We start from the raw sequence: 23901 nt of genomic DNA, 5'->3' as shown, positions 1-23901 counted from the left end.
CGGTACCCGATGCGACAACGCCGGCCGCCGCAGCCGGCGTGCAGAAAGGAGACGCAGGTGAACAGTGTTTATGGCGCTAGCGGCCCGGTATTGACCTTGCCCCAGAGTGGCAAGGACCACACGTTATCCATCCGCGCCAAGGCGCTGGTGTTCGCGGACCCGCGTTCGCGGGAATTGCTGGACTACTTGCAGCGCCTGGGGCCTGCGGATGTTCCGGTGCTGATCAATGGCGAAACTGGCACCGGCAAGGAACTGGTGGCGCGCTACCTGCACACCGCCAGTGGCCGCAAGGGCGCGTTCGTGGCGGTCAACTGTGGCGCCATCAATGAAAACCTCGCCGAAAGCGAGCTGTTCGGCCACGAGGCCGGGGCGTTTTCCGGTGCCGTTGGACGCCGTGCCGGCTGGTTCGAAGAGGCTGACGGCGGCACCTTGTTCCTTGATGAAATCGGCGACCTGCCGCCGCCGTTACAGGTCAAGCTGCTGCGCGCCGTGCAGGAACAGGAAGTCGTGCGGGTGGGTTCGCGCAAGCCGATCAAGGTGGATTTTCGCTTGGTGACCGCCACTAACGTCGACCTCGAACAGGCGGTGGAAGCGGGCACCTTTCGGCTTGATCTGTTCTATCGCATCAACGTTGCCCAAGTACAGGTGCTGCCCCTGCGCGAGCGGCCGCTGGACATCCTGCCGCTGGTCGAGCACTTCCGCAAGCACTACAGCCAGCGCTTGAAGATCGCCGAGCCGATGCTGTCGGAGGCCGCAATCCAGGCACTTTTGCAATATTCCTGGCCGGGCAATATTCGTGAACTGGAGAACGTCGTGCACCTGGCCTTGCTGGTGGCGGGTGACAAGCCGATTCGTCCGGAGCATCTGAAATTTTCCCCGGGGCTGAGCCAGCAGATGGTCGGTCCGCCCATGGCGAGCACGCCCCAGCAGGCGATTCGCCAACAACTGCTCAGGTTGTTCGAGGTGCCGGGCGAGTCGCTGCTGCACGACCTTGAAGATCTCATCGTTCGCGAGGCCTTCGCTTTCAGCAGTTTCAACCAGGTCCGCAGCGCCGAGCTGTTGGGCATCACCCGTAACGCCATGCGCACGTTGCTGGTTAACCACGGCCTGCTCAAAGGGCGTAACTAGGCCAGGGCGCGCAGCCTTGGCAGCAGCTCACTGCCCAGGTGAATGGCCTCCTCCAAGTGTGGAAAACCGGAGAGGATAAAAGTGTCGACCCCTAACGCCCGATACTCTTCGATGCGTTCGAGCACTTGCTCGTAACTTCCCACCAGCGCCGTTCCCGCCCCCCCACGTACCAGCCCGACACCGGCCCACAGGTTGGCCGATACTTCCAGTTCCCGGGCAGCTCGCCCGCGTCCTTGCACCAGGCGGTTCTGTCGGCTTTGCCCTACCGAATCGTAGGCGGCCATCTGTTGTTGAGCTTGCTCGATGGCACCTGATGGGATTTCGTCCAGCAGCTGCTCCACATGCTGCCAAGCCTCATCGCTGGTGGCCGCCGCGAACACGTGCACCCGCAAGCCGAAGCGCAAGCTGCGCCCTTGGGCGGCGGCGAGCCCGCGCATGCGCTCGACGCGCTCGGCGATCATCGGCGGCGGTTCGCACCACATCAGGCAGGTCTCGGCATGGCGCGCCGCGACTGTTTCCGCCGGGGCCGAGGCCCCCCCGAAGTAGATCGGCGGCGCCTGCAGCCTGGGCGAGAAGGGCGCGAGTTCGACGCCCCGATAGTACTGTCCGTAATGCTGACTCCCGCGTCCGGCCCACACGGCCTGGAACAGCTGAAGAAACTCCGCGGTACGCTCGTAGCGCTGGTCGTGCTCGAGGAAGTCCCCCAGCGAGCGCTGCTCGAAACGGCTCGATCCACTGACCACGTGCAACTGCAGGCGGTTGTCGCTCAACTGCTGCAGGGTGGCCGCGCGCTGCGCGGTGAAGGCCGGCAGCTCCAGCCCCGGGCGCAGGGTCAGCAAAAATTTCAGCCGACGTACTTCCTGGGCCAGCACCGAGGTGATCAGCCAAGGGTCTTCGAAGCCGCTGGCGGTAGGCACCATGATTGCGTCGAACCCGCCCAGTTCAGCAGCGCGCACGATCTGACGCAGGTAGTCCAAGGTCGGCGCCCGTTCCCCTTGTTGCAGGTAGCGGGTCTTGGGCAGGCCGCTGCTGGTCAGGTGGCGGCCGTCGCCATTGGTAGGCAGAAACCAGTCCAGCTCCAGTGGTGGTCGGGAGGCCGTGCTCATGACGTCAACTCCTGGCGCCGAGGGCGCAAATGGTCGAGGGCGGGCAGCAGCAGCTCGCCGATGCGCAGCACCTCGGCCACTGCCGGTTCGCTGTCGATGATGATACGGGTGACACCCATGGCGTGGAGCTCTTCGAGACGGGCGACGATCTGGGCCACACTGCCCACCAGTTGCAGCGGGCGCCGGGCATCGGGTGCGTACAGCTGCGGATAGACCTCCAGCGCCCGCAGCGGTTGATGGCTGCGAGCGTGCAGCGCGACACCGGGTGACGGCGCGGCAGGGTCGATATCGATGCCGCTGCGCCGCCAACTGTGCAAGGCTGCGTCCCAGGCCTGCTCGGCGGTCTCGCGCACGATGATGCCCACGTGCAGGGCAAAGCCCGGCACCCGTGGTGCGGCAGCCAGGCGCAGACGCTGGATCTGCTGTTCGAGTTGTGGGGGCGCGGCGCACTGCAACAGGCACAGATCGGCATGGGCGGCCAGCAATGGCAGGGCTTGGTGCTGGTCGAGAATGATCCGTGGGCGCGCCAGGCGCCGTGTATGCCCGGCGTTCTCCAGCTGAAAATAGTTGCCATGGAAATCGAAGGGTCGGCCCTGCGGGGCGAACAGGTTGGCGAGGATCTCCAGGTACTCTGTAGTGCGCTGGTGATGCTGGTCCAGATTGAGCTGCTCGCCGAAGGCTCGGCCCAGCTGACCCTCGCGAGGATGGGGCAGGTATAGCGTGATCCGCTCGCCACTGATCGACTGCAGGCTGGTCAAGGTATTGGCCAGCGCCGCTGGCAGCATCACTTCCGGTGCCACGCTCACGCTCAGCCCAAGCCTGCGGGTATGGGCACACAGCGCACCGGCGACGCCCAGGCTGTCGACTGCCCCGGCGCTGGCCGCCAGCCATAAACCGTCAAGGCCGACGTATTCGGCGGCCAACGCCAGCTGGATCCACTGGCCCTGCTCGCCCAACTGTTCCAGCGCGACGCGCCACTCAAATTCAACGGCCATGGGCGGTTCCACACGATTATTTCAACCGGACATCCTGGTCATCCGAGGGTATCACTGGTTGGGGCGCAACGCAGAACGGGGGGACCTCTGAATAGGGCGCCAGCCAAGGGCAGGAGCGATCTCAGTGGCCAGCAGGCGTAAACGTTCGAGCACCTGCACTTGGGTCGAGCTCTCGGATTGCACCACTGCGATCAGATAGTCGGCGTACGGCAGGGCGGCTGGATCGGCCTGCAAGCCGGCGACGATGTCCTCGGGGCTGCCATAGTGCACGTTTAGCAGTTGCAAATGGCGCTTTAGGTCCACGGCCTCGTCTATCAGCCCTTCGCGCTGCAGCCGCGGGATGTGCCGTTCGATGTCAGGTGCAAGTTCTGCGGCGGCCACAGCCTTGTCTGGCGCGGGAAAGATCGCCCGTACTACGCCAATGCGCGGTGCTCGCTGCGGATGGTTCCAGGCCTTGAGGTAGGCATCGGCGAGGGGTTTTTGCACGGTCAGCGGATCATGGGTCGCGGTGCCCAGCAGCAGTCCGTTGCCTTGCTGCGCAGCGTATTCGGCGCCGTATGTGCTGCCATGGGAATGCCAGATTCGCTCCCCCAGCCTGGGAGCGGGCGGCTGCAGGGTTAGAGCGGTGTGCTCATTGAGCGGCCGGCCGGCGATGTAGTGCTGTAATCGCTGCTGAGCGTCCTTGAACAACGCCTGGCGATCCTCAGCAACGCTCTCGAAGGCTGCGAAGTTTTCCAGATTCGCGCCGCCGCTGCCCAAACCCAGTTGCACCCGCCCGCCGCTCATGGCGTCGAGCACGGCCGCGTCCTCGGCCAGGCGCAGGGGGTGTTCCAACGGCGCGACGATGACCGCCGTGCCTAGCTCGATGTGCTCGGTGCGCTCGGCTACTGCCGCCAATAGCACCAGGGGCGATGGCAGTTGTCCGAAGCCCTTGTTCAAGTGGTGTTGCGCGATCCAGCCGCCGTCGAAGCCCAGTGTCTGGGCCACCTCGAACTGCTCGATGAGGTCGCGATAGGCCTGGGCCGGATCGGTACCAAACACGTGGCTGAGAAATCCCAGCTTGAAAGTCTTGGCGGTCATGATGATTAAGGCTCCTGAGTATGCCAGCCGAGCGCCGGGGCAATCCGCCGCGCAACGATCTGCAGTGCCTCGACAGCTTGGTCGAGAGGGGTCGAGAGGGTCTGTACCTGGAAGATCAACTGGTCGTCAGGGCCAGGTGCAGGTTGTGCGTGCAGCTGCTTGATAATTCCGTCGACGGGACCATGGAGCACGCCTAGGCGTTCGAACAGGGCCGCCGCGTCGCCCTCGTGCGCTGGTTGCACGCCGCTCGCCTGCTGGCGGGCCACGTACTGGAGAATGTCCTGGCGGGTGGGCGAGGCAGGGTCAAGCAGATCCTGCCCGGGGAACACCGCCTGCACCCGAGCGATGCGCGGCACGCTGCCTCGGTTCGACACGAAATGTTGGCGGTAGGCGTCGACGCGCTGCTTCCAGCTCGCGCCTTGGCGAGGGTCGGCGGCCATGATCAAGCCGTTGCCGCGGCCCGCTGCCTGCTCGATGCGCGAGGTGGCCTCCCAGAGTTTGCGGGAAAGGGGCGCGGGCCTCGGCCGCAGGGGAGAGTCGTCGCTGCGCAGGTACTGAGTGAGGTGATGAAGGTGGCGCTCGTAATCCTCATGGCGCTGTGCCGTGTCCTGGTCGAAACCCAGAAACGATGCGATATCAAAGCCCGCGCCCAAGCCCAACTGAAGGCGCTGGCCACTGAGGATCTCTAGCACCGCGGCGTCTTCGGCCAGGCGCAGCGCAGGTTCCTGCGATAGCACGATGACCCCGGTCCCCAGCTGGATGCGCTGGGTGCGGGCACTGACCGCAGCCAGCAGCAGTAGCGGTGAGGGCAAGCGCCCCTCTTCGTTGGCGAAGTGGTGCTGAGCTACCCAGCCACTGTCCAGACCCAGGCGTTCAGCAGCGGCGAACAGTGCTACGGTGTCGGTATACGCCTGAGGGCTAAAAGTCGGGCTGTAGACCCGGGTGAGAAATCCGAGGGAGAAGGATCGGCTCATGGTCGCGCGCCACGTGCGAGGTTGTCCTGCTCGGCATCGATCAGGGGCTGCAGCGCGGGGCCTGTATCAACCCGTCCGGGCGTTGGATCGAAGGGGCTGATCGTGACGTAGCCCTTGGCAACCCAGACCGCTTCGTTATCCTGCTCCGCCGCAGTAGCCGGCGCGCTGTATTGGAAGCTGATGCCCGCCTTGCCGGCCTGCTGGGGAAAAAGCTTGGCGAGGTCGTCGGTCCACACGGCTTCGAAACCCACATAACGGCCGACCTGGGTTTGCTTAATGCCCTTGATCTTGTCCAGCGCCGGCAGGTTGATGTTCAGGCCGAGCCCCGGTGGCAGCAGGGCGCCGTCGTGCTGGCGATGGTGGTCCAGAGCATCGACCAGGCGGGTGACCACGCGGGCGACGCCTGTGACGTCCTTTTCCTTGAGATCGGTGCTGACGGCAAGGGTAGGGATACCGGCGAGCACGCCGACGCCGGCGGCGTTGAAGGTGCCGGAGGCGGTGTTGAGCGCACCCAGGTTATTACCAGGATTGGGGCCGACGATGATCAGGTCGGGCTTGGGCATGACTTTTTTCAAGCCCATGAGCACGGCCATCACCGGCGTGCCGCTGATGGCGATCGTTACCAATTTGCCCGCGCATTCCGGGCTGGCGCACTGGCCCTCCTCCTGGGTACTGACGTAGTAGCTGTCAGGGTAGGCCGGGTCCGCATCGTGGCCAACGCTGACCTCCCGGCCGAAGTAGAAGGCCCCGCCGCGGGCGCTCTGGTCGGCTTCGGGCGCGGCGATCTTGACCCTGTGCCCGGCGGCTTTGAGAGCGCTGTATAAGGCGCGGATGTTGGGGTGGGTGTAGCCGTCGTCGTTGCTCAGAAGAATATCGAGCGCGCAAGCCTGGCCGCTGAGCAGCAGGCCCCCGAGCAATACGCCCCAGGCCAGACGCTTCATGAGCCGGTGTGTCGAGTGAAGACGTTGGCAGGGCGCTCCAAGCCCAGGTTCTCGCGCAGGGTGGTACCTTCGTAATCATGGCGGAATAGCCCGCGGGCCTGCAGCAACGGAATGACCCGCTCGACGAACAATTCTATGGCCCCCGGAAAGTACGGGAAGAACACGTTGAAGCCATCGCAGGCACGGGCCTGGAACCAGGTCTCGAAGGTGTCGGCAACATCCTCGGCGGTGCCGATGACCGGGTTGCCGCCAGCCAGGCGCAGGTACAGCTGGCGAATGCTGAGGTTCTCGCGGCGGGCCAGTTCCAGCACCTTGTCGCGGCGGCTACCCCGTTGGCCCGGTTCAGTGGGCGGTAGTGGCCCGTCCAGATCGTGGCCGCTCAGATCGATATCGTCACCCAAGGTGTCGGCTAGCAGACGCAGGCCCAGCACCGGATCGATCAACGCCTGGAATTCCTCGAACAGGGCCTGGGCCTGCTCGCGGGTATCCGCGATGAAGGGGGTGATGCCCGGCAGGATCTTGACCGAATCAGGATCACGGCCGAAGGCTTCGGCGCGGCCTTTGATGTCCTGGTAGAAGGCCTGTGCGGCAGGTATCTCGCTGCTGCTGGCGAAGATCAGTTCGGCGATACGGGCGGCCAGTGCGCGACCGGCATCGGACGCCCCGGCCTGCACCAACACCGGATGGCCCTGGGGCGCGCGGGCGACGTTGAGCGGGCCGCGCACCGAAAAGTGCTCGCCTTGGTGGTTGAGGGTGTGCAGCTTGGTCGGGTCGAAATACTGGCCGCTGCGCTTGTCGCGCAGGAAAGCATCGTCGTCCCAGCTGTCCCACAGGCCCCTGACCACCTGCACGAACTCTTCGGCACGTTGATAGCGGTCCCCGTGGTCGACGTGGTGTTCACGGCCGAAATTCCAGGCTTCGTCGCTGACCACCGAGGTCACTACGTTCCACGCGGCGCGGCCTTTGGAGAGGTGGTCCAGGGAGGCGAACTTGCGGGCTATGTGGTACGGCTCGTTGTAAGTAGTCGTGGCGGTGGCGATGAGGCCGATGTGCTGAGTCACCGCCGCCAGGGCCGAGAGCAGGGTCAGAGGTTCGAAGTGCTCGGCGCGGGCGGTCAGGCTCAGCGCATCGTAGTGGTGCCCCCACAGGCCGACCACATCGGCGATGAACAGCGCGTCGAATTTGCCGCGCTCGGCGATCTGGGCGATGCGCTTGAAATGCTCGAAGTCGTGACTGGCGTCAGCCTGGGCCAGTGGGTGGCGCCAGGCGGCGACGTGATGGCCGCTGTTGGCCAGGAAGGCCCCCAGCTTGAGTTGGTCGGTGCGGCGGGTCATGGGCAGTCTCCGTGGAAGGGCCGCTGGCGCGGCCACTTCGCCGTTCAGGTCAGAAGTTGTAGGTCAGGCCGGTGTACCAGTAGCCGCCTGTAGTGCCGTAGGGCGAGAAAGTGCCGTACGGGAAAGCTCCCGAGCTGCTGGCGATGCCGGTACGCTCCGGGTACTTGTTGAACAGGTTGTTGGCGCCGGCGTTGAGGGTCAGGCTCTTGGTCACGTGGTAGTCAATGTTGAGGTCGGTGATCCACGCAGCGCCAAAGGTGCGGTCCAGTGCCTCGGTGGTGCCATATTGGGTGTATTCGCCGTAGCGGGTGAGGTTCAGGCCGATGTCGAACTGGGCGATGCTCCAGGTGGTGCCCAGCAGCAGCTTGGATTCCGGCAGGCCGTGTTTGAGGTTGCCCTGGCGGGCACGGTCGTAGCCGCCGGTGGGGCCAAGCGCGGCGATGGCGGCATCAGAGGCGTGGATCTTGTCGATCTCGGTAGTATTCCAGTTGAAGCCCAGCGTGTAGCGCAGGTTGCCGTAGGCGCCCAGGCTCTGGCGATAATCACCCACCAGGTCGACGCCGCGGGTGGTGGTGTCGAGGGCGTTAGTGAAGTAGGTGACGTACTGGTTGGTGGCCAGGCCGGCGCTGGCGAGTATCGGCGCCAGTGCCGCGCCGCCGAGGTAGCCGGTCTGGGCGATGCGGTCCTTGATTTTGATCTGGTAGGCGTCAAGGGTGATGCTGGTGGCGTCGTTCGGGGTCAAGGTCAAGCCAACGCTGACGTTATGCGAGCGCTCCGGCTTCAACGTGGTGGCGCCCAAAGCTTTGGCGACGTCAGAGTCCACCGCGACGTTACGGTAGTCGATCAGGTTGCCGTTGATGCTGCTTTGCGAGGTCGAGCTATAGATTTGCTGCGCCAGTGATGGCGCGCGGAAGCCACTGCTGTAGGTGCCGCGCACGGCCAGAATCGGCGTGAGCTGGTAGCGGGTGGAAATCTTGCCGTTTTTGGTGCTGCCCGAACCGTCGTTGTAGTGCTCGTAACGCCCGGCCAGGTCGACGTGCCATTTATCGGTGAGGTCCTGGCCGATTTCGCCATAGCCCCCCAGGCTGGTGCGGCCTTTTTCGGCGGCGTCGGCCGGTGTGGTGCCGGCCCCGGAGATGGTCCCCGGCGCGATCGGGTTGCCACTGGCGCCGGTATCGTAAGGGCCCAGGGCGTAGGACTCGTAGTCGCCCTTGCCGATCTTGTAGTTCTCGTAGCGTTGTTCCAGGCCCCAGGACACTTGCGTGGGCTTGGCCAGGCCGAGGTCGAAAGCGCGGGTCAGGTCAAGGTTGTTAGTCCATTGGCTGAAGGTTTTCACCCCGGTGTCCACCGAGGTCGGCGAGTCTGGCCCGTAGCTCAGGTTGTAGGTCTTGCGCAGGGTGGCTTCGGCGTGATCCTGGCCGTAGGTGGAGGACAGGTCATAGTCCCAACCCGCCAGTTCGCCTTTGCCGCCGAAGGCCACCTGGAAGTCGTTTTCGATAAAGCGCAGGTTGTCTTCGATGCCCGCAGGGTAGGGCGTGGCGATGCCGTCGAAGGTGCCGGGTTGGTGGAACGCCAGGGGCTTTTCCGAGTTGCGCCGAGTATAGGTAGAGAATGAATACAGGCTTAACGCGTCGTTGACCGGCAGCTCGGCGTTGTAGCCGAAGCTGAAGTTACGCGCCTCTGGCAGGCCGGTGCCGTAGTAGGTGTGCTCCAGGCTCGAATTGCCGCCGGCATCGGTGTAGACGGCGTTGTCGGAGCGGTCGCTGATTTCTTGTCGCTTGACGTCCAGCCCTAGGCTGAAAAAACCATCGTTTGGCAGGGCGAAGCCGAGGTTGGCGCTCTGACGCGACGTTTCGCCGTCGCCGTTTTCGTAGTTCTGGCCATAGCTGGTGGAGACGCTGCCCCCGTGATCATTCTGTTTGAGGACGATGTTGATCACGCCGCCGATGGCATCCGAACCGTATTGCGCCGAGGCACCGTCGCGCAGGATCTCGATATGGTCCACCAGCGCGGTGGGGATCATGTCCAGGTCCACCGGTTGCGAGCCGGAGTTCAGCGCGGTGCCGTTGTTGAGCAACGCGCTGTTATGTCGACGCTTGCCATTGACCAGAACCAGCACCTGATCGCCGTTGAGCCCGCGCAGGTTGATCGGGCGCACGATCGAGGTCGAGCCGAACCCCGAAGACGCGGGCTGGTTGAGCGACGGCAGCGAGCGGGCCAGGGCGGCGGTGAGGTTCGACTGTCCTGTGGCTTGCAACTGCTTGGCGGAAATCACATCCACCGGCGACGGGCTTTCGGCCAGGGTGCGCGCTTGGCCACGGTTGCCCACCACCACCACGGTATCCAGTGGGTTGTCGCTGCTGGCGTCGGCGGCGAGGGTCAGGCTGCTGTAGGTCAGCGCCTCGCAGATGGCGATGAACAGGAGTGAGTGGGTGAAGGTCTTGGTGGGGCGCCGGGGCAGGGCGCGGGAAATCGCATTCATGGGTACAAGGCTCCTTTGGGGTCCGCAGGCCATTCCTCTGGCGGTCATGGCGCGGGGCGTTAGGGCCTGTTCGTAGGTGAACAGTGCCTTTGTGTGATCAAGCGGCTTGTTGGCTTCAAGCTCTGGTACAGGGACAGGAGCAAGGGCTGTGCCAGTCTTTAAAATCGTTTGTAATCAATTGGTTGGGTTGTTTATCGGGAAAATGTTGGTGTTTTTTTAACAGCACGGCGTCAGGCTGCTGTTTTTTCCACAGGGGCATTGCGCGCCTGGGGATAAGGGGTGGGCACTGTGGTTCTGGCAACAGTGCCGTGCAGGTCACGGGGGCCTGGCTAGGCCTGGCTGGCCTCGCGACCGACGATCAGGGTGATGCGCGATTGCGCCTCTTCCGCTTGCAGGGGTAGTCCGAGGGCTGCGTACACACGCACCAGTTGGCGGTTACTGGGAACGTCCCAGGGATCGTAGCGGCGGCGCAGTTCAAGGCCCTGCTGGCTGTCGAGCCAATCGCCGGCATGCAGGCTGGCATCCTGCTCGATCAACGCGAACAGATCGCGCTGCGCGTGGCTGCCACCAATGGCGTTGAGCCGGGGCATGGCCAGCGCGAGTTGCTCGCGGCTGTGCTGAAAGTGGCCGCGCGCATGGGCCAGTAAGCCCCGAGCCAAGGGCAGGGTGATCTGCTGCCAGGTCTGGCGCACAAACGCCACTGTTGAGTCGGCTCGCTCCTGAAGCGCCTGCAACAGCTGGTCGGCTTCGGGGGCGCCGGCGCGGGCCAGTCCGTAAAGGTACTGCACGCTGAGAAAGGGCTGCACGGTGTCGGCGGCGCGGACCTTGAGGTAGGGCGCCAAGGCCTGCCAGCGGTCACCGACGTCGATGCCGGCCAGTTCCAGGCGGGCCAGCATCGACACCGCGCCAATCTGGTCCTGGGAATATTCGGGAGCGATGCCCCATAGGTGCCGGTCGTAGATTTCCAGTACCCGTGCCTGCCGCCCGCGCGCCAGGTGAAACAGCGCCAGATGCCACCAATTGTGGGTGTACATGAAGGAGTTCAGGCCATCCCAGCCCTCCTTGCAGCGCTCGAGAAAGTCGGTGCCCTCGGCGATCCGGCCCTCGGTCAGCAGCACATGGGCCAGAGCGTGCTGGGCCCAAGGCTCGTCGGCCTGCAGGCTCAGGGCTTCGCGCGCGGTGGTCTCGGCCTCGGACAGCAGGTGGCACTGCTCGAAAGCGAACGCCAGCATCGCCAGGGCATGGGCATTGTGAGGGTTGTGTTCGCGGGCCTTGAGGCCAATGCGCAGCAGCGCCGGCCAGTCGCCGCGGTTGAACTGGATGTACTGGTTGAGCTTGGCGGCGAACAGGTCGTGGGGGTACTGGTGCAGCAATTGCTCGGTGAGCGCCAGCACGCTCTCCAGGTCGTCGGCGATCCAGGCCTGCAGCACCTGCGTGTAAAGTTCGGCCCGCAGTTGCGCAGCGCCCGCGGACCGCGCTTTGGCCAGGTAAGGGAGGGCGAGCGAAGCCGCCCGGGGGGACTCGTCGAACATCATCAGCAGGCCGGCGAGGGCGTATAGCAAGGCCGAATCAGTGCCGCGTTCGGCGGCCGCCAGAATGTTCCCGGCGCGGGGCTGGTAGGCGAGCATGCCGCCGAAAAAATCGTTGATGGCGGCGATGCTGTCGGGCTGCTCGGTGTCGAGCGGGCTGCCGAGAAAGTCCACGGGCATGGCGATCAGTCTCTTCAAGGTAATTGCCAAGGGCCAACGCAAGTGGCGTGCCAGCCGCTGCAGCCCGGCCAAGCTGCGCTCTGCGCCATCGGGCACTGCTGCTTTTTCCACAATTGCGCCGGCGCGCTGTGTGAATTCCATCAGTCGCGGCGGGGGATACCCTGCAAAGCCGGGGCGGTGACGCGTGGCACAGGGCTTGCAAAATGGCCTGCATCAGGCCATTTGCCTTTCAGGAGGGTGCATGCCCAATCCCGTGCGTTCATTGCTATACCGCTTCAAGCGTCTCGCCCTAGTGGGGGCTGCTGCCGTGCTCCTGAGTGGCGGCGTACAGGCCGACCCACACGCCGGCGGCACCCTCAACCTGGTGGCGCAGCCCGAGCCGCCGTCGCTCTCGCACGCAGTGGTCAGCCATGTCGCCACCCAATACGTCAGCGGCAAGATCCTCCAGGGCCTGCTGACCTTCGGCACCGACCTCAAGCCTATTCCCGTCCTGGCCAAGCAATGGGACATCAGCCCCGACGGCCTGACCTACCGCTTCACCCTGCAGCCCGGTGTCACCTGGCACGACGGCCATGCGTTCGGCGCCGACGATGTGCTATTCACCTACAACACGTTCTACCCGCAGCTGGACAAGCGTATAGCCGACATCTTCGACCAATACGTGGCCAGTATCGATGCGCCGAGCGCCGATACCGTGGTGTTCCATCTGAAGAAACCCTTCGCGCCCTTGCTCTCGCTGCTGGGCAGCGGCCTGCGCCCGGTCGTGTCCAAGCATCTCTATGAAGGCACCGATTTCAGGAACAACCCCTACAACCTGAAGCCGGTCGGCACGGGCCCGTTCGTGTTTGAGGAATGGAAGCGTGGCAGCTATATCAAGCTCGGCAAGAACCCGCACTACTGGAAGCCCGGTCTGCCTTACCTCGACGCCGTGGTGTTCCATGTGATTCCCGACGCCAGCTCCCGCGCGGCGGCCTTCGAGCGCAACGATGTGCAGGTGCTGCGTGCCGGTGACGCCGACTACGCCGATATCAAGCGTCTGGGCGCCTTGCCGGGGGTGCAGAGCACGCAGAAAGGTTACGAGCTGTATTCGGGCCTGGCGCTGCTGCAGATCAACACTCGCAAGCCACCGCTGGATAACCCCAAGGTGCGCCAGGCGATCCTCTACGCACTGAACCGCCAGTTCATCGTCGACAACATTTTCTTCGGCGCCGGCAAGCCCGCCAGCGGCCCGTTCCTGGGCGCCTACCATGACCCGCAATTGCCCCAGTATCCCTATGACCCGGCCAAGGCCAAGGCGCTGATCGCCGAATCCGGCGTGGATGTCAGCAAGATCCGCCTGCGCCTGCTCAACGGCGAGAAGGGCGGCGCCTGGGAGCGCCTGGCCGAGTACACCAAACAGGCGCTGCTGCCGTTGGGCATCAAGGTGCAGGTGCAGACCTCAGACGCCGCCACCTGGTACCAGAAGGTCAGCGATTGGGATTTCGACCTCACCTACAATTTCATCTTCCAGGTTGGCGACCCCTACCTCAACAACGCCTACCTGTACCGTTCCGATTACATCCTCAAGTCCACGCCGTTCGTCAACGTCGGCGGCTACAACAGCCCCGAGGCCGACGCCTTGTGGCAACAGGTCGCCAATACTCCGCAAGGCCCGGGGCGCCTGGAGCTTTACCACCGTCTGGAAAAACGCCTGAACGACGACCTTCCGATCGCGCCGATTTTCGAGATGAGCTACACCACCCTGTATCGTGATCAGGTCAGGAACCTGCTGCGCACGGGCACCAGCCTCAACGAAGACTATGAAAGCGTGTACCTCGACGGTCCGCAGCCATGACCACGCTGCTGTACGTGCTGTCGCGCTTGCTGCGCGCGTTGGCGATGGTGCTAGGCGTTGTGGTGTTGTGCTTCCTGCTGGTACGCCTGGCGCCGGGCGACCCCGCCCAGTTGCTGGCGGGTGACGCCGGCATCGATGACCCGGCCTACATCGCCACGCTGCGCCAGAGCATGGGCCTGGACCGGCCGCTGGCCGCGCAATTGCTGACCTACGTCAACGGCATCCTGCACCTGGATTTGGGGTACTCGTATCAGAACCATGTGAGCGTGTGGTCACTGATCCGCGACCGGCTGCTGGCGACGGTGTTGCTGATGGGCTCGGCAGTGGTCGTCTCGACTGCGCTGGGCGTGATCCTCGGTGTGGTTGCCGCCCGCAGCCGGCAGCGCCAGCGCTGGCTGGACAACCTCATCGCGCAAACAGCGTTGCTGCTGTATGCGGCACCGTCCTTCTGGTTGGCCATGGTGCTGGTACTGGTGTTTTCGGTGCAGCTCGACTGGCTGCCCGCCTATGGCATGCAGAACGTGGGCGCCGACCTGCACGGCTGGGCGCTCTGGCGCGACACCCTGGCGCACCTGACGCTGCCGTGCCTGTCGCTGAGCTTTGTGTACCTGGCGATCTACGTGCACCTGACCCGCGCCGCGATGCTCGAAGTCATGGCCCAGGACCACGTGCGCACTGCCGAGGCCAAGGGCCTGCGCTATTGGCGCATTCTCCTTGCCCACCAGCTGCGCAATGCCATGTTGCCGGTGGTGACCATGGTCGGGCTGCAGTTCGGCCAGCTGGCCAGCAGCACCCTGTTGATCGAGGTGGTGTATGCCTGGCCAGGCATCGGTCGCTTGCTCTACGACGCCCTGTCGCAGCGTGATTACGCGCTGCTGTTGGGGGTGTTTCTGGTGATCGCCAGCGTAGTGGTGGTGATGAATGTACTGGTGGACCTGCTGTCGCGGGTGCTCGATCCACGTATTCAACCAGGAGGATTGCACTAATGGCATCCAGCGTGTTCAAGCGATTCTGCCGGCAGCGGGCAGCACTCGCCGGCGCTCTATTTGTGGTGGCCCTGGGCGCATTGGCGCTGTTGGCGCCCTGGCTGAGCGACTCGCCATGGGAAATGAACGCACGGCCGCTGCTGTTGCCGTTCAGTGACCTCGGGCATTGGCTGGGCAGTGACATGCTCGGCCGTGACCTGGCCCGCGAGCTGCTGTACGGCGCGCGGGTGTCACTGGGCGTCGGCCTCGCTGCCAGCCTGGCGACCCTCGCCCTAGGCCTGTTGGTAGGCGCCGTGGCCGGCTATTTCGGCGGTTGGGTGGACGCGCTGCTGATGCGCGTGTCGGAGTTCTTCCAGATCATGCCGGCACTGGTGCTGGCCGTTTTGCTGGTTGCCGTGCTGGCGCCCTCGACCACCTCGGTGATCATTGCCATCGCGGTGGTAGCCTGGCCCGGTATTGCGCGCCTGGTGCGCAGCGAGTTCCTCAGCCTGCGCCAACGTGAATTCGTGCAGGCAGCCCAGGTGCTGGGCCTGAGCCCGTGGGCGATCATTACCCGCGAGATTCTGCCCAATGCCATGGCGCCGCTGCTGGTGAGCCTGACCTTCGTGCTGGCCAGCGCCATCCTGACCGAGGCGGCGCTGGCGTTTCTCGGCTTGGGCGACCCTGAAGCCATGAGTTGGGGCTATATGATCAATGCCTCGCGCAACCTGCTGCACGAGGCCTGGTGGATGAGCCTGTTCCCTGGCGTGGCGATTCTGTTGCTGGTGCTGGCGATCAATCGCGTCGGCGAAGGCCTGCGGGTGGCACTGCAGATTCCCGGGCGCGTGCAGGTGGCAGCATGACGACGCCCTTGTTGCAGGTGGATGGCCTGCGTATCCGGTTGCCGGTGGGCAGCGACCGCAGCCATGCGCTGTACGATCTGTCTTTGAGCGTGGAGGCGGGGGAGATGCTCTGCGTCGTCGGCGAATCAGGCTCGGGCAAGTCGATGCTGGCCAGTGCCTTGATGCGGATGTTGCCACCGGGCCTGGCGTTGGAGCGTGGTGCGATACGCTTCGCGGGTATCGATTTGGCCACCTTGGATGCCAAGGCCATGCGTGACTTGCGCGGCGTCGATATCAGCATGGTGTTCCAGGAGCCCATGAGCGCCCTGAACCCGCTGCTGCGCATCGGCGTGCAGATCGACGAGACCTTGCGCGCCCACGGGGTACGCAGCGCGGCGCTACGCCGTCAGCGGGTGCTCGAGCTGCTTGGCCACGTCGGCCTGCCGACTCCGCAACGCTTGTACCGGCGTTTCCCTTTTCAACTGTCCGGAGGCCAGCGTCAGCGGGTGGCGATCGCCATGGCCCTGGCGTTTTCGCCCAAGTTGCTGATCGCCGACGAGCCGACCTCGGCGCTGGACGTGACCACCCAGGCGCAGATTCTCGAGCTGTTGCAACGCATTCGCTGCGAACAAGGCATGGCCGTGGTGTTCATCACCCACGACCTGGGTCTGGTGCAGGAAATCGCCGACCGCGTGCTCGTCCTCGAAAAAGGCCAGGTCGTCGAGCAGGGCCAGGCCAGCCGTGTGTTGCGTGCACCTGCCCAAGCCTATACCCGGGCACTGTTGGCGGCCGCGCAGGGTACCGCGACGCCGCGGCCGCTGGCCGAGGATGCGCCCGTGGTGCTTGCCGCGCAGCACCTGCACAAGACCTTCAGCCAACGCCATGGTTGGCGCCTGCTGCACACCGCAGCATTGTCGGATGTCAGCCTGGCATTGGCACGCGGGCAGAGCCTGGGGGTGGTGGGTGAGTCAGGTTCCGGCAAGACGACCCTCGGGCGCGCCCTGGTGCGGTTGTTACGCCCCGACAGCGGCCAATTGCAGTGGCATGCCGAAGAGGTGGCAGGGCTAGCGCAGCGGCATTTGCGACCGCTGCGCAAACGGGTGCAGATGATTTTTCAAGACCCGGTGGCCTCGCTCAATCCGCGCCACACGGTCGCCGAAATTCTCATGGCCGGCCCTTTGGCGCACGGCACCAGCCTCGCGCAGGCCCGGGCCCGAGCCGAGCAAGTGCTGGAGTGGGTGGGTTTGCCGATAGAGGCCCTGGAACGCTACCCCCAAGCCTTTTCCGGTGGACAGCGGCAGCGCATCGGGATTGCCCGGGCATTGGCCCTGCAACCGCAAGTGCTGATCGCCGATGAATGCGTTTGCGCGCTTGATGCGCTGATTCAGGTGCAAATTCTCGACCTGCTGGAGGGATTGCAACGGCGTCTGGGCCTGAGCATCGTGTTCATCACCCACGACCTGCGCGCGGCGGCACGGATGTGCGACCACCTGCTGGTGATGCAGCACGGCCAGGTCGTGGAGCAGGGCACCACCGCGCAGGTATTGCAGGCCCCACGTCACGCCTACACGCGAACGCTGCTGGCGTCGCTGCCTGGGCCTGCGCTACTCGCGCCGGCGGCCGCACCCATCAAACGCCAGGAGGCCCGATGAGCCGCTCTCCCCATATGTGCCTCAATGCCTTCGTCATGGCCACCGGGCACCACATCGCGGCCTGGCGCTCGCCGGCCAGCCAGGCGGACGGCGGCTTGAATTTTGACCACTACCGCCAGTTGGCACAGACCGCCGAGCGCGGCTGTCTGGATGCACTGTTCCTCTCGGACACCCTGGCAATGCTGCCCGGCGAGCTGGGCGCGCTGAGCCACATGGCACGCACCGAGCATTTCGAGCCGCTGACCCTGCTCGCTGGTCTGGCGGCCGTCACCCGGCACATCGGCCTGATCGCTACCATGACCACCTCCTACAACAGCCGGCACACCGTGGCCGAGGCCTTCGCTTCGTTGGAACGCCTCAGCCATGGCCGCGCGGGGTGGAACCTGGTGACCTCGAGCAACGCCCAAGAGGCGCCCAATTTCGGCCGCGAAAGCCATTACGAGCATGCCGACCGCTATCAGCGCGCTGAAGCTTTCCTCGCAGACGTGCGTCAGCGTTGGGCATTGCAAGGCGTAGCCCCGGTACAGGTGCTGGCCGGTGCCTCGGCGGCTGGCTGTGCCTTTGCCGCCGCCCGGGCCGATGTGGTCTTCACCGCGCAGCCGGAATTGGCTGGCGCCCAGGCGTTCTACGCCGACCTCAAGGCACGGGTGGCCGCCGCCGGTCGCGATCCACGACAGGTAAAAGTGCTGCCGGGCGTGATGCCCATTGTTGCCGCGACCGAGGCCCAGGCCTGGGCAAAATTCGACGCGCTGCAGGATTTGGTACTGCCCGAGGTCGGCCTGTCGCTGCTGGCCGATATCGCCGGTGGTACCGACCTTTCGGCGTTCGATATCGACGGTCCGCTGCCCGAGCTGCCCGCCACCGAATCCGGTGTCAGCCGCCGTGAGCTGCTGATCAAGGTGGCGCGTGAGCAAGGCTTGAGCATTCGCCAGCTGTACTTGCGCATGGCGGCGGCGCGCGGCCACTGGGTGGTGGTGGGCGACGCGGTGCAGGTCGCCGACCAGTTGCAGCATTGGTTCAGCCACGGCGCTGCCGACGGCTTCAACCTCATGCCGGCCACCTTGCCCGGCGGGCTGGATGACTTCGTCGAGCAGGTAGTACCCCTTCTGCAGGCGCGCGGCTTGCTTCGCATGCATTACCAGGGCGGCACCTTGCGCGAGCATCTGGGTTTGCCCGTCGTTTCCACTCCCTCATACAAGGCAACGCCGCATGGCTGAAGCACTCTCTTTGGACGGCTTGCCGCGCCTGCACGGGCGGCAAGTGGAAATCTCCAGCGGCCGCTGGCTGAACATCAACCATCTGCCTGGCAGCGGCGCCAATGCCGCCACCGTGGTGTTCTTCTGCCATGGCGGTGGCGGCAATCAGGACCAGTGGCGCCTGCAATGGCGCGCCTTGCAGGCGCAGGGCTACAGCCTAGTGGCCTGGGACCTGCTGGGCCACGGGCTGAGCGACAAGCCCGGCACTGCCCATGCCTACGCGTGGGAAGCGTTGGTGCGCGATTACCTGGATATTCTTGAGCGCTATGCCAGCGCCCGCAACCTGTTGGTCGGGCATTCCTTTGGCAGCGGGCTGACCCTTAGCGCCGCTGCCCGCTGGCAAACCCAGGCCCCCACTCGGCCGCTGCAGGGCCTGCTGCTGCTCGGCACGCAACTGCAGCGCCCACTCGGCAAGAGCGGTCTACTCAAACTGCCGGTATGGGTCCTGGAGCTGCTGCGCCCGCGCTTGGCCAGGGGATTTCGCGAACGCGCCTGGCACGCCGACACCGATCCGCGCCTGGTGGCCTATGAAGAGGCGTTGACGCGGCATAACCGCCTCGACGTGTTCAAGGCACTGGTGGGGGGCGCGCGCTGGCCTACGCGGGAGGACTTGGAAAGCCTGCGCCTGCCAATAGAAATTCTTGCCGGCGAGACCGACGGCCTGACGCCCGTCGAAGCTGGCCGTGCGCTGCATCGCCAGCTACCCGGCTCGCGCTTCGAGGTGCTGGCTTGCGGGCACCAGCTGATGCTGGAGAAGCCAGCGCAGGTCAATGAGCGGCTACTGGCATTGCTGCAAGCAGGTACCTCAAGCGTTGCCCATGGGTGAGGCTGCACACGGCCTTGCAGTTACCGCTGCCAGGCGCACAACCCAAACACCGCCAGCCCAATGAACCCCGCATACAGCACCGCCGTCGACGCTAGCTGGCAAAGGCGTTCGTTATAAAGCGCTTCGCTTAGAACCAGAAATACTGAAAAAGCATAATTCTCTGCCGACACTGCGGGCGCCTCGCAGTGCTTGGGATTGGTGCGCGGATGCACGGGCAGCGTTGCTTGGCACGGGTTTCAGCCCTCTACTGTGTGCAGACAAAAATGGCGGTTGCACAAACCGAGTGCAACACGGTCATTGAATTGAAGCAGGCGCCTCATGATGCATTCCCATCACCTCGGTTATATCGTTTTCATCATGAGTCAGATCGGTGGGCAATAGGTGCAGCCTGACGCGTTTTCTCTTCCTCTCCCACCGCCGTCCAACCATGGTCTTTGTCCAGGATTAGCTGTTTGCTAGCGAGATGGCAGTGAGACGAGTTCGATCTGCGAACCCCAAGGGGCTTGGAAGTAAAACCAGCGAACCCCGTCCGGGTTGGTAATAGGATCGTTGAGAATCATCACATTCTTGCCTTTGAGCAGGGCCAGACTGTGATCAATGTCATCTGTCCTCAGCGCAATATGGCTCGCGCCGGCGTCGTCGCCATGCGGCTGGGCATGATTGATTTCTGCGCCTCGGTACTGGAAAAGCTCAAGCTTGGCGCCGCCGTTAAGTTGCAGCATCACAAAGCGTTGAAGGTTGCTGGAGCTGTGCCAGCGAAATTGCGTCTTCCACTGATCCGGAATGTTGCCTGGGCTGATGTCCGATATCACTTGTGCGCCCACCAGCTCGGAGAAGAATCTGGTGGCGGCATCAATATCCGGCACATTCATGCCCACGTGATCGATGGCAGAGACCTGAAGGACTGCAGAATTCATGCTCATGGTGGACTCGCTCTTGGCAGACGTGGTCGCGGCCTGCGCGGTGATGCCGAAAGCTACCGAAAATGCCAGCAGCGTCAGTTTGAAGATATGCATTGGATGTACTCCTCAGTGGGTATGCGGACGGCTCACACTGCCGCCCGCTTTAGCCATCAAATCTGGGCTTGGCCGCCGTCGACGAACAGTTCGATACCGTTGACGAAGCTGGCGTCATCCGATGCCAGGAACAGCGCTGCGCTGGCGATTTCTTCCGCTTCCCCGACACGGCCCATTGGAATGAGCGAAGCCAGATAGTCGAGCAGACCTTGTTGCTGGGCCGCATCTGGGCCAGCGAGGTCGACCAGGCCTGGGGTGCGAGTCGCGCCCGGGCTGATGGTGTTGACTCGAACCTGGCGGTCTTTCAAGTCCAGAATCCAGTTGCGAGCGAAGGAGCGTACAGCGGCTTTCGAAGCGGCATAGACGCTGAACGTAGCAGTGCCCGAGCTGCCAGCAGTGGAGCCGGTCAGGATCACCGAAGCTTTCTTGGCCAGTAGCGGCAGCGCTTTCTGAACGGTGAAGAGCACGCCTTTGACGTTGCGGTCGAAAGTGTCATCGAAGTGCTGTTCGGTGATCTCGCCCAGGGGCAGCATCGAACCACCGCCGGCGTTGGCGAAGAGCACATCGATGCGGCCATGGGCAGCGCCGATCTGGCTGTACAGCACGTCTAGTTGATCCAACTTGGTCGAGTCGACCTGTACGCCGGTGGCGTTGCCAACGGCGGCTACTGCTGCGTCCAGTTCGGCTTGGCGGCGACCAGTGATGTAGACGTGAGCGCCTTCTTCAGCGAAGCGTTTGGCAGTGGCCAGGCCGATGCCAGTAGTGCCGCCGGTGACCAGTGCGATTTTGCCTTCAAGTTTGCGAGCCATGATGTTTCTCCTGTTACGTGGGTAAGTTGCTGTGGTGTGGGAGAAGCATATCGACGGCGGCGGTTTTACAAAATAGAATTGCCTGAAACCCATCATTGCAGAAATGAAATGAGCAAACTTCCGGATTTCGAAGGCTTGGCCATGTTTGCCAAAGTGGCTGAAGAAGGTTCGTTCGCTGCAGCATCGCGAGTAATGGGGGTTTCTGTCCCCACAGTGTCTCGCGCCGTCGCGCGGCTTGAGGAGCGTCTAGGTGGGCGCCTGTTCAACCGCACATCCAGGCAACTGGCGCTCACAGAGTTTGGTGCGAGCATGGCCGCCAAGGCTGGCGACATTTACCGCCAGGCTGAAGAAGTCGAGAGCGAAGCCCAGGAGTTGTCGGTGCAGCCTCGTGGCCAGGTGAGGCTCGCCGTACCTATGTCGTTCGGTTTGCGCTGGGTTGCGCCATTGATGCCGCAACTGATGCGCCAGTACCCGGAGCTGTCGATAGACCTGCATCTCTCCGATGCATCTGTCGACTTGATCGCCGAAGGCTTTGATGCGGCATTGCGCATAGCCGTACTGCCCGATTCTTCGCTGGTAGCCCGCCGACTCTGTGCAGTCACCCAATACCTCGTGGCTTCGCCGGCTTATCTAGAAGCGCACGGATATCCGAGCCATCCACGTGAATTGGCCGCACGACCGTGTTTGAGCTATGCGTATCGCGCCCGCAGTCAGGTCTGGCGATTTACTCATGCGGATGGTACCGAAGAGGATGTTGTGCCCAACGGTCAATTGCGAGTGACAAACTCAGACGCGTTGTTGCCAGCTTTGCTGGAGGGGCTGGCCATTGCCGAGTTGCCCGAATTCATTGCGAGTGAGTATCTGGCTGATGGGCGACTCATCGTATTGTTGCCAGAGTGGAGCATGATGCGCGGGGGACTTTATTTCGTGACGCCGTCGGCGCGTACCCGTCCGGTAAAGATCAAGGCGCTTTCCGATTTTTTCTTCAAGCATTTATCGGAGCCCTCATGGCGGTGGTCTCGTTAACCGGCCCGATCAGGCTTACGATTATTACAAAAATGAAACGATAGATAGCAATAATTGCTATTTTCGATGGCGGGCGGATCCCGTAATTTTGTTTGGCAGGCACAGCGCAATGTGCCCACTCAAACATCCGCTTCGGGAGCAACCAGTCATGAAAAACGCCGTCGAGCTTCTCCAGTTGTACCTGGAATCCATCCAGTCTCCTGCCAACGCCGCCTCGCTCTTTGCAGACGACGGCGTGTTGGAGCTTCCTTACCTCGAATCGCTGGGCATCACTAGCCGCGTCCAAGGTAAGGAAGCCATCGAATCCTTCATTGGCTCACTGTTGAACAAAGTGCCGGATTTCAAGTTTCGCAATGTGCGCTTCCTGATCGATACCCCAGACCAAGCGTTTGCGGAATACAGCGTTGAGGCCCTGGTGCCGGCCACTGGGCGAATCTATCGCCAGATGTATGCCGGTCGCCTTGTAGCTCAGAACGGCGAGATCCAACTCCTTCGTGAGTCCATGGACACCATCGCCGCTGCCAAAGCGTTTGCCCCTGCCGACCCTACTTCGACCGGGCAATAAGCACATCTCTCATTCCATTCAGCGACCATTTATTCAGTGAGCCGAAAAGGCACTCCGAAGCTGCGCTTTCAACTGCTGTTGTGGCCCGTCACTGATGTGAGCTTCGACACGGGCTCATACCAGCAATATGCCGAAGGACATTTCCTGACCAGGAACATGATGAAGTGGTTCTGGAACAACTACACCACTGATGCCGCCCAACGAGCTGAAATTCACGCCTCGCCATTACGTGCCACTACTGATCAGTTGAAGGGACCGCCGCCAGCGCTGATACAGACTGCAGGCCTAGACGTCCTTCGCGACGAAGGTGAGGCCTACGCCCGTAAGTTGGACGCCGCTGGTGTGGACGTCACCTCAGGGCGGTACAACGGCATGGTTCATGACTATGGCCTGCTCAATCCATTGAGCTCCATCCCTGAGGTGAAGGCGGCAATGCGACAGGCAGCAGGTGAACTGAAGGCACATTTAAACTAATCAGCCGGGTTGCGCCTGGCTGGCAGTGGCTTGGTGACCATCAGAAATCAAAAAGGGCCCATAGGCCCTTTCGTATACATCGGATCAGGATAGCCAAGACTCCGCGGTATCCGAGCCGTACTCAGCTTTTCACTGCTCAGCAAAGCAATAGCCGAAGGGGCTCGTGTATCTTCAAGGACGGCAGGGATGACTGTTGATACAGGTGAGGCCGCATAGGGGCATATGGGGATGAAAGTGGTACAAATTTGGTAAGAGGCAAGCTCGGTATTTGGATTTCTAGAATTCAATCAAATAGTTATGGAAAAGGTGGTCCCATCCATCATCGGCGCGACACTAAATCGTCTCATCACATGCTGTTGATTTATATCGTTTTTCTGCAATTTCGTGTACCCAGTAATTTCGCGTGTGCAGCCATCAAGTGCACACGAGGTGCACACGAGGGGCATTAGACGGGTATTATACAGGTGCTCCGCTCAGCACACCGAGTGTGCATTTCACCGATCAACCAGGGGCGCTAGCTCAGAATCTAGGCATTGTGGGGGGGGTTATTGAGCTTATTTCTACATTTCCCCTCTGCACTGGCTCTATCCCCAACCGCAAAATCCCTGCTCGCGCACCGTGCGCTTAACCGATAAGGATTTGTAATGGCGACGTTCAGCAAGCTACCGAGCGGAAAATGGCGTGTTCAGGTACGCAGGGCGGGGATCTATAAAGGGGCGACCTTCTCAACAAAGGTTGAGGCAAAAGCCTGGGCTGCTTCGATAGAGCATCATGCGACCCATGTCGCTGTCAGCGGCTTCGCACCGCCACCTGTAGTGGTCAACTGATCCCGGACACTGAATTGAGTTTTTCCTCTGCGACCGCAGGCGGTAGCCCTTCGTTGAATT

At 63.1% G+C, this 23901-nt stretch carries 21 protein-coding genes; 11 read left to right on the top strand and 10 right to left on the bottom strand.

Annotated elements, in window-relative coordinates; translation table 11 throughout:
* Positions 1–57: 57 nt before the first annotated feature.
* Positions 58–1128 carry a sigma-54 interaction domain-containing protein gene (locus AC3WJP_RS02370; protein ID WP_493719629.1) on the top strand — a complete coding sequence of 357 codons (1071 nt, stop codon included), beginning with the start codon at positions 58–60 and terminating at the stop codon, positions 1126–1128.
* On the opposite strand, the gene AC3WJP_RS02365 is transcribed toward AC3WJP_RS02370, so the two are convergent.
* From AC3WJP_RS02365 to AC3WJP_RS02330, 8 genes are all read right to left on the bottom strand, one after another.
* Entirely contained in the window at positions 1125–2234 is a 1110-nt protein-coding gene (locus tag AC3WJP_RS02365) for an LLM class flavin-dependent oxidoreductase (RefSeq protein WP_493719628.1), read from the bottom strand. The genes AC3WJP_RS02370 and AC3WJP_RS02365 overlap by 4 nt on opposite strands.
* Positions 2231–3229 carry an LLM class flavin-dependent oxidoreductase gene (locus tag AC3WJP_RS02360; protein WP_493719627.1) on the bottom strand — a complete coding sequence of 333 codons (999 nt, stop codon included), beginning with the start codon at positions 3227–3229 and terminating at the stop codon, positions 2231–2233. Before AC3WJP_RS02360 ends, AC3WJP_RS02365 begins: the two co-directional genes overlap by 4 nt.
* Before the next feature lie 51 nt (positions 3230–3280).
* The gene (locus AC3WJP_RS02355; RefSeq protein WP_493719626.1) at positions 3281–4309 is read right to left on the bottom strand and encodes an LLM class flavin-dependent oxidoreductase; all 1029 of its coding nucleotides are present in this window, start codon (positions 4307–4309) and stop codon (positions 3281–3283) included.
* Positions 4310–4314: 5 nt separating this feature from the next.
* The gene (locus AC3WJP_RS02350; protein WP_493719625.1) at positions 4315–5283 is read right to left on the bottom strand and encodes an LLM class flavin-dependent oxidoreductase; all 969 of its coding nucleotides are present in this window, start codon (positions 5281–5283) and stop codon (positions 4315–4317) included.
* Positions 5280–6224 carry a 5'/3'-nucleotidase SurE gene (locus tag AC3WJP_RS02345; RefSeq protein ID WP_493719624.1) on the bottom strand — a complete coding sequence of 315 codons (945 nt, stop codon included), beginning with the start codon at positions 6222–6224 and terminating at the stop codon, positions 5280–5282. The genes AC3WJP_RS02350 and AC3WJP_RS02345 overlap by 4 nt, the downstream gene beginning before the upstream one ends.
* Entirely contained in the window at positions 6221–7558 is a 1338-nt protein-coding gene (locus tag AC3WJP_RS02340) for an LLM class flavin-dependent oxidoreductase (protein ID WP_493719623.1), read from the bottom strand. Before AC3WJP_RS02340 ends, AC3WJP_RS02345 begins: the two co-directional genes overlap by 4 nt.
* 49 nt (positions 7559–7607) lie before the next feature.
* Positions 7608–10040, bottom strand: coding sequence for a TonB-dependent receptor plug domain-containing protein (locus AC3WJP_RS02335; RefSeq protein ID WP_493719622.1), 2433 nt, complete (start codon positions 10038–10040; stop codon positions 7608–7610).
* Positions 10041–10369: 329 nt separating this feature from the next.
* Positions 10370–11767 (bottom strand): tetratricopeptide repeat protein, encoded by a 1398-nt coding sequence (locus tag AC3WJP_RS02330; RefSeq protein ID WP_493719621.1) that lies wholly within the window; start codon positions 11765–11767, stop codon positions 10370–10372.
* 223 nt (positions 11768–11990) lie between these two features.
* Between AC3WJP_RS02330 and AC3WJP_RS02325 the strand changes: the two genes are divergently transcribed.
* Genes AC3WJP_RS02325 through AC3WJP_RS02300 form a run of 6 tightly spaced genes read left to right on the top strand, consistent with a single transcriptional unit; the run spans position 11991 to position 19124 of the window.
* Positions 11991–13583: an ABC transporter substrate-binding protein gene (locus tag AC3WJP_RS02325; protein ID WP_493719620.1), complete on the top strand. Its 1593-nt coding sequence runs from the start codon at positions 11991–11993 to the stop codon at positions 13581–13583.
* Complete coding sequence (locus AC3WJP_RS02320; protein ID WP_493719619.1) at positions 13580–14569, top strand: ABC transporter permease; 990 nt, start codon at positions 13580–13582, stop codon at positions 14567–14569. Before AC3WJP_RS02325 ends, AC3WJP_RS02320 begins: the two co-directional genes overlap by 4 nt.
* Positions 14569–15411 (top strand): ABC transporter permease, encoded by an 843-nt coding sequence (locus AC3WJP_RS02315; protein ID WP_493719618.1) that lies wholly within the window; start codon positions 14569–14571, stop codon positions 15409–15411. Before AC3WJP_RS02320 ends, AC3WJP_RS02315 begins: the two co-directional genes overlap by 1 nt.
* Positions 15408–17042 carry a dipeptide ABC transporter ATP-binding protein gene (locus AC3WJP_RS02310; RefSeq protein WP_493719617.1) on the top strand — a complete coding sequence of 545 codons (1635 nt, stop codon included), beginning with the start codon at positions 15408–15410 and terminating at the stop codon, positions 17040–17042. Before AC3WJP_RS02315 ends, AC3WJP_RS02310 begins: the two co-directional genes overlap by 4 nt.
* Complete coding sequence (locus tag AC3WJP_RS02305; protein ID WP_493719616.1) at positions 17039–18259, top strand: LLM class flavin-dependent oxidoreductase; 1221 nt, start codon at positions 17039–17041, stop codon at positions 18257–18259. Before AC3WJP_RS02310 ends, AC3WJP_RS02305 begins: the two co-directional genes overlap by 4 nt.
* The gene (locus AC3WJP_RS02300) at positions 18252–19124 is read left to right on the top strand and encodes an alpha/beta fold hydrolase (RefSeq protein ID WP_493719615.1); all 873 of its coding nucleotides are present in this window, start codon (positions 18252–18254) and stop codon (positions 19122–19124) included. The genes AC3WJP_RS02305 and AC3WJP_RS02300 overlap by 8 nt, the downstream gene beginning before the upstream one ends.
* A 455-nt stretch (positions 19125–19579) precedes the next feature.
* On the opposite strand, the gene AC3WJP_RS02295 is transcribed toward AC3WJP_RS02300, so the two are convergent.
* Positions 19580–20140, bottom strand: coding sequence for a VOC family protein (locus tag AC3WJP_RS02295; RefSeq protein ID WP_493719614.1), 561 nt, complete (start codon positions 20138–20140; stop codon positions 19580–19582).
* A 56-nt stretch (positions 20141–20196) separates the two neighbouring features.
* On the bottom strand, positions 20197–20949 hold the full coding sequence (locus AC3WJP_RS02290; RefSeq protein ID WP_493719613.1) for an SDR family NAD(P)-dependent oxidoreductase: 753 nt from the start codon (positions 20947–20949) through the stop codon (positions 20197–20199).
* A 108-nt stretch (positions 20950–21057) separates the two neighbouring features.
* Here AC3WJP_RS02290 and AC3WJP_RS02285 point away from each other — a divergent pair, with 108 nt between their 5' ends.
* From AC3WJP_RS02285 to AC3WJP_RS02270, 4 genes are all read left to right on the top strand, one after another.
* Complete coding sequence (locus AC3WJP_RS02285; RefSeq protein ID WP_493719612.1) at positions 21058–21975, top strand: LysR family transcriptional regulator; 918 nt, start codon at positions 21058–21060, stop codon at positions 21973–21975.
* A 148-nt stretch (positions 21976–22123) separates the two neighbouring features.
* Positions 22124–22540 (top strand): nuclear transport factor 2 family protein, encoded by a 417-nt coding sequence (locus AC3WJP_RS02280; protein WP_493719611.1) that lies wholly within the window; start codon positions 22124–22126, stop codon positions 22538–22540.
* A gap of 27 nt (positions 22541–22567) precedes the next feature.
* Positions 22568–23014 carry an alpha/beta hydrolase fold domain-containing protein gene (locus tag AC3WJP_RS02275; RefSeq protein WP_493719991.1) on the top strand — a complete coding sequence of 149 codons (447 nt, stop codon included), beginning with the start codon at positions 22568–22570 and terminating at the stop codon, positions 23012–23014.
* Between the two features lie 644 nt (positions 23015–23658).
* Positions 23659–23841: a hypothetical protein gene (locus tag AC3WJP_RS02270; protein ID WP_493719610.1), complete on the top strand. Its 183-nt coding sequence runs from the start codon at positions 23659–23661 to the stop codon at positions 23839–23841.
* Positions 23842–23901: the final 60 nt, after the last annotated feature.

Source organism: Pseudomonas sp. GW821-FHT01A09 (assembly GCF_058986725.1).
Note: the sequence above shows the minus strand (reverse complement) of the source record. Positions and strands in the feature narration are given on the sequence as shown.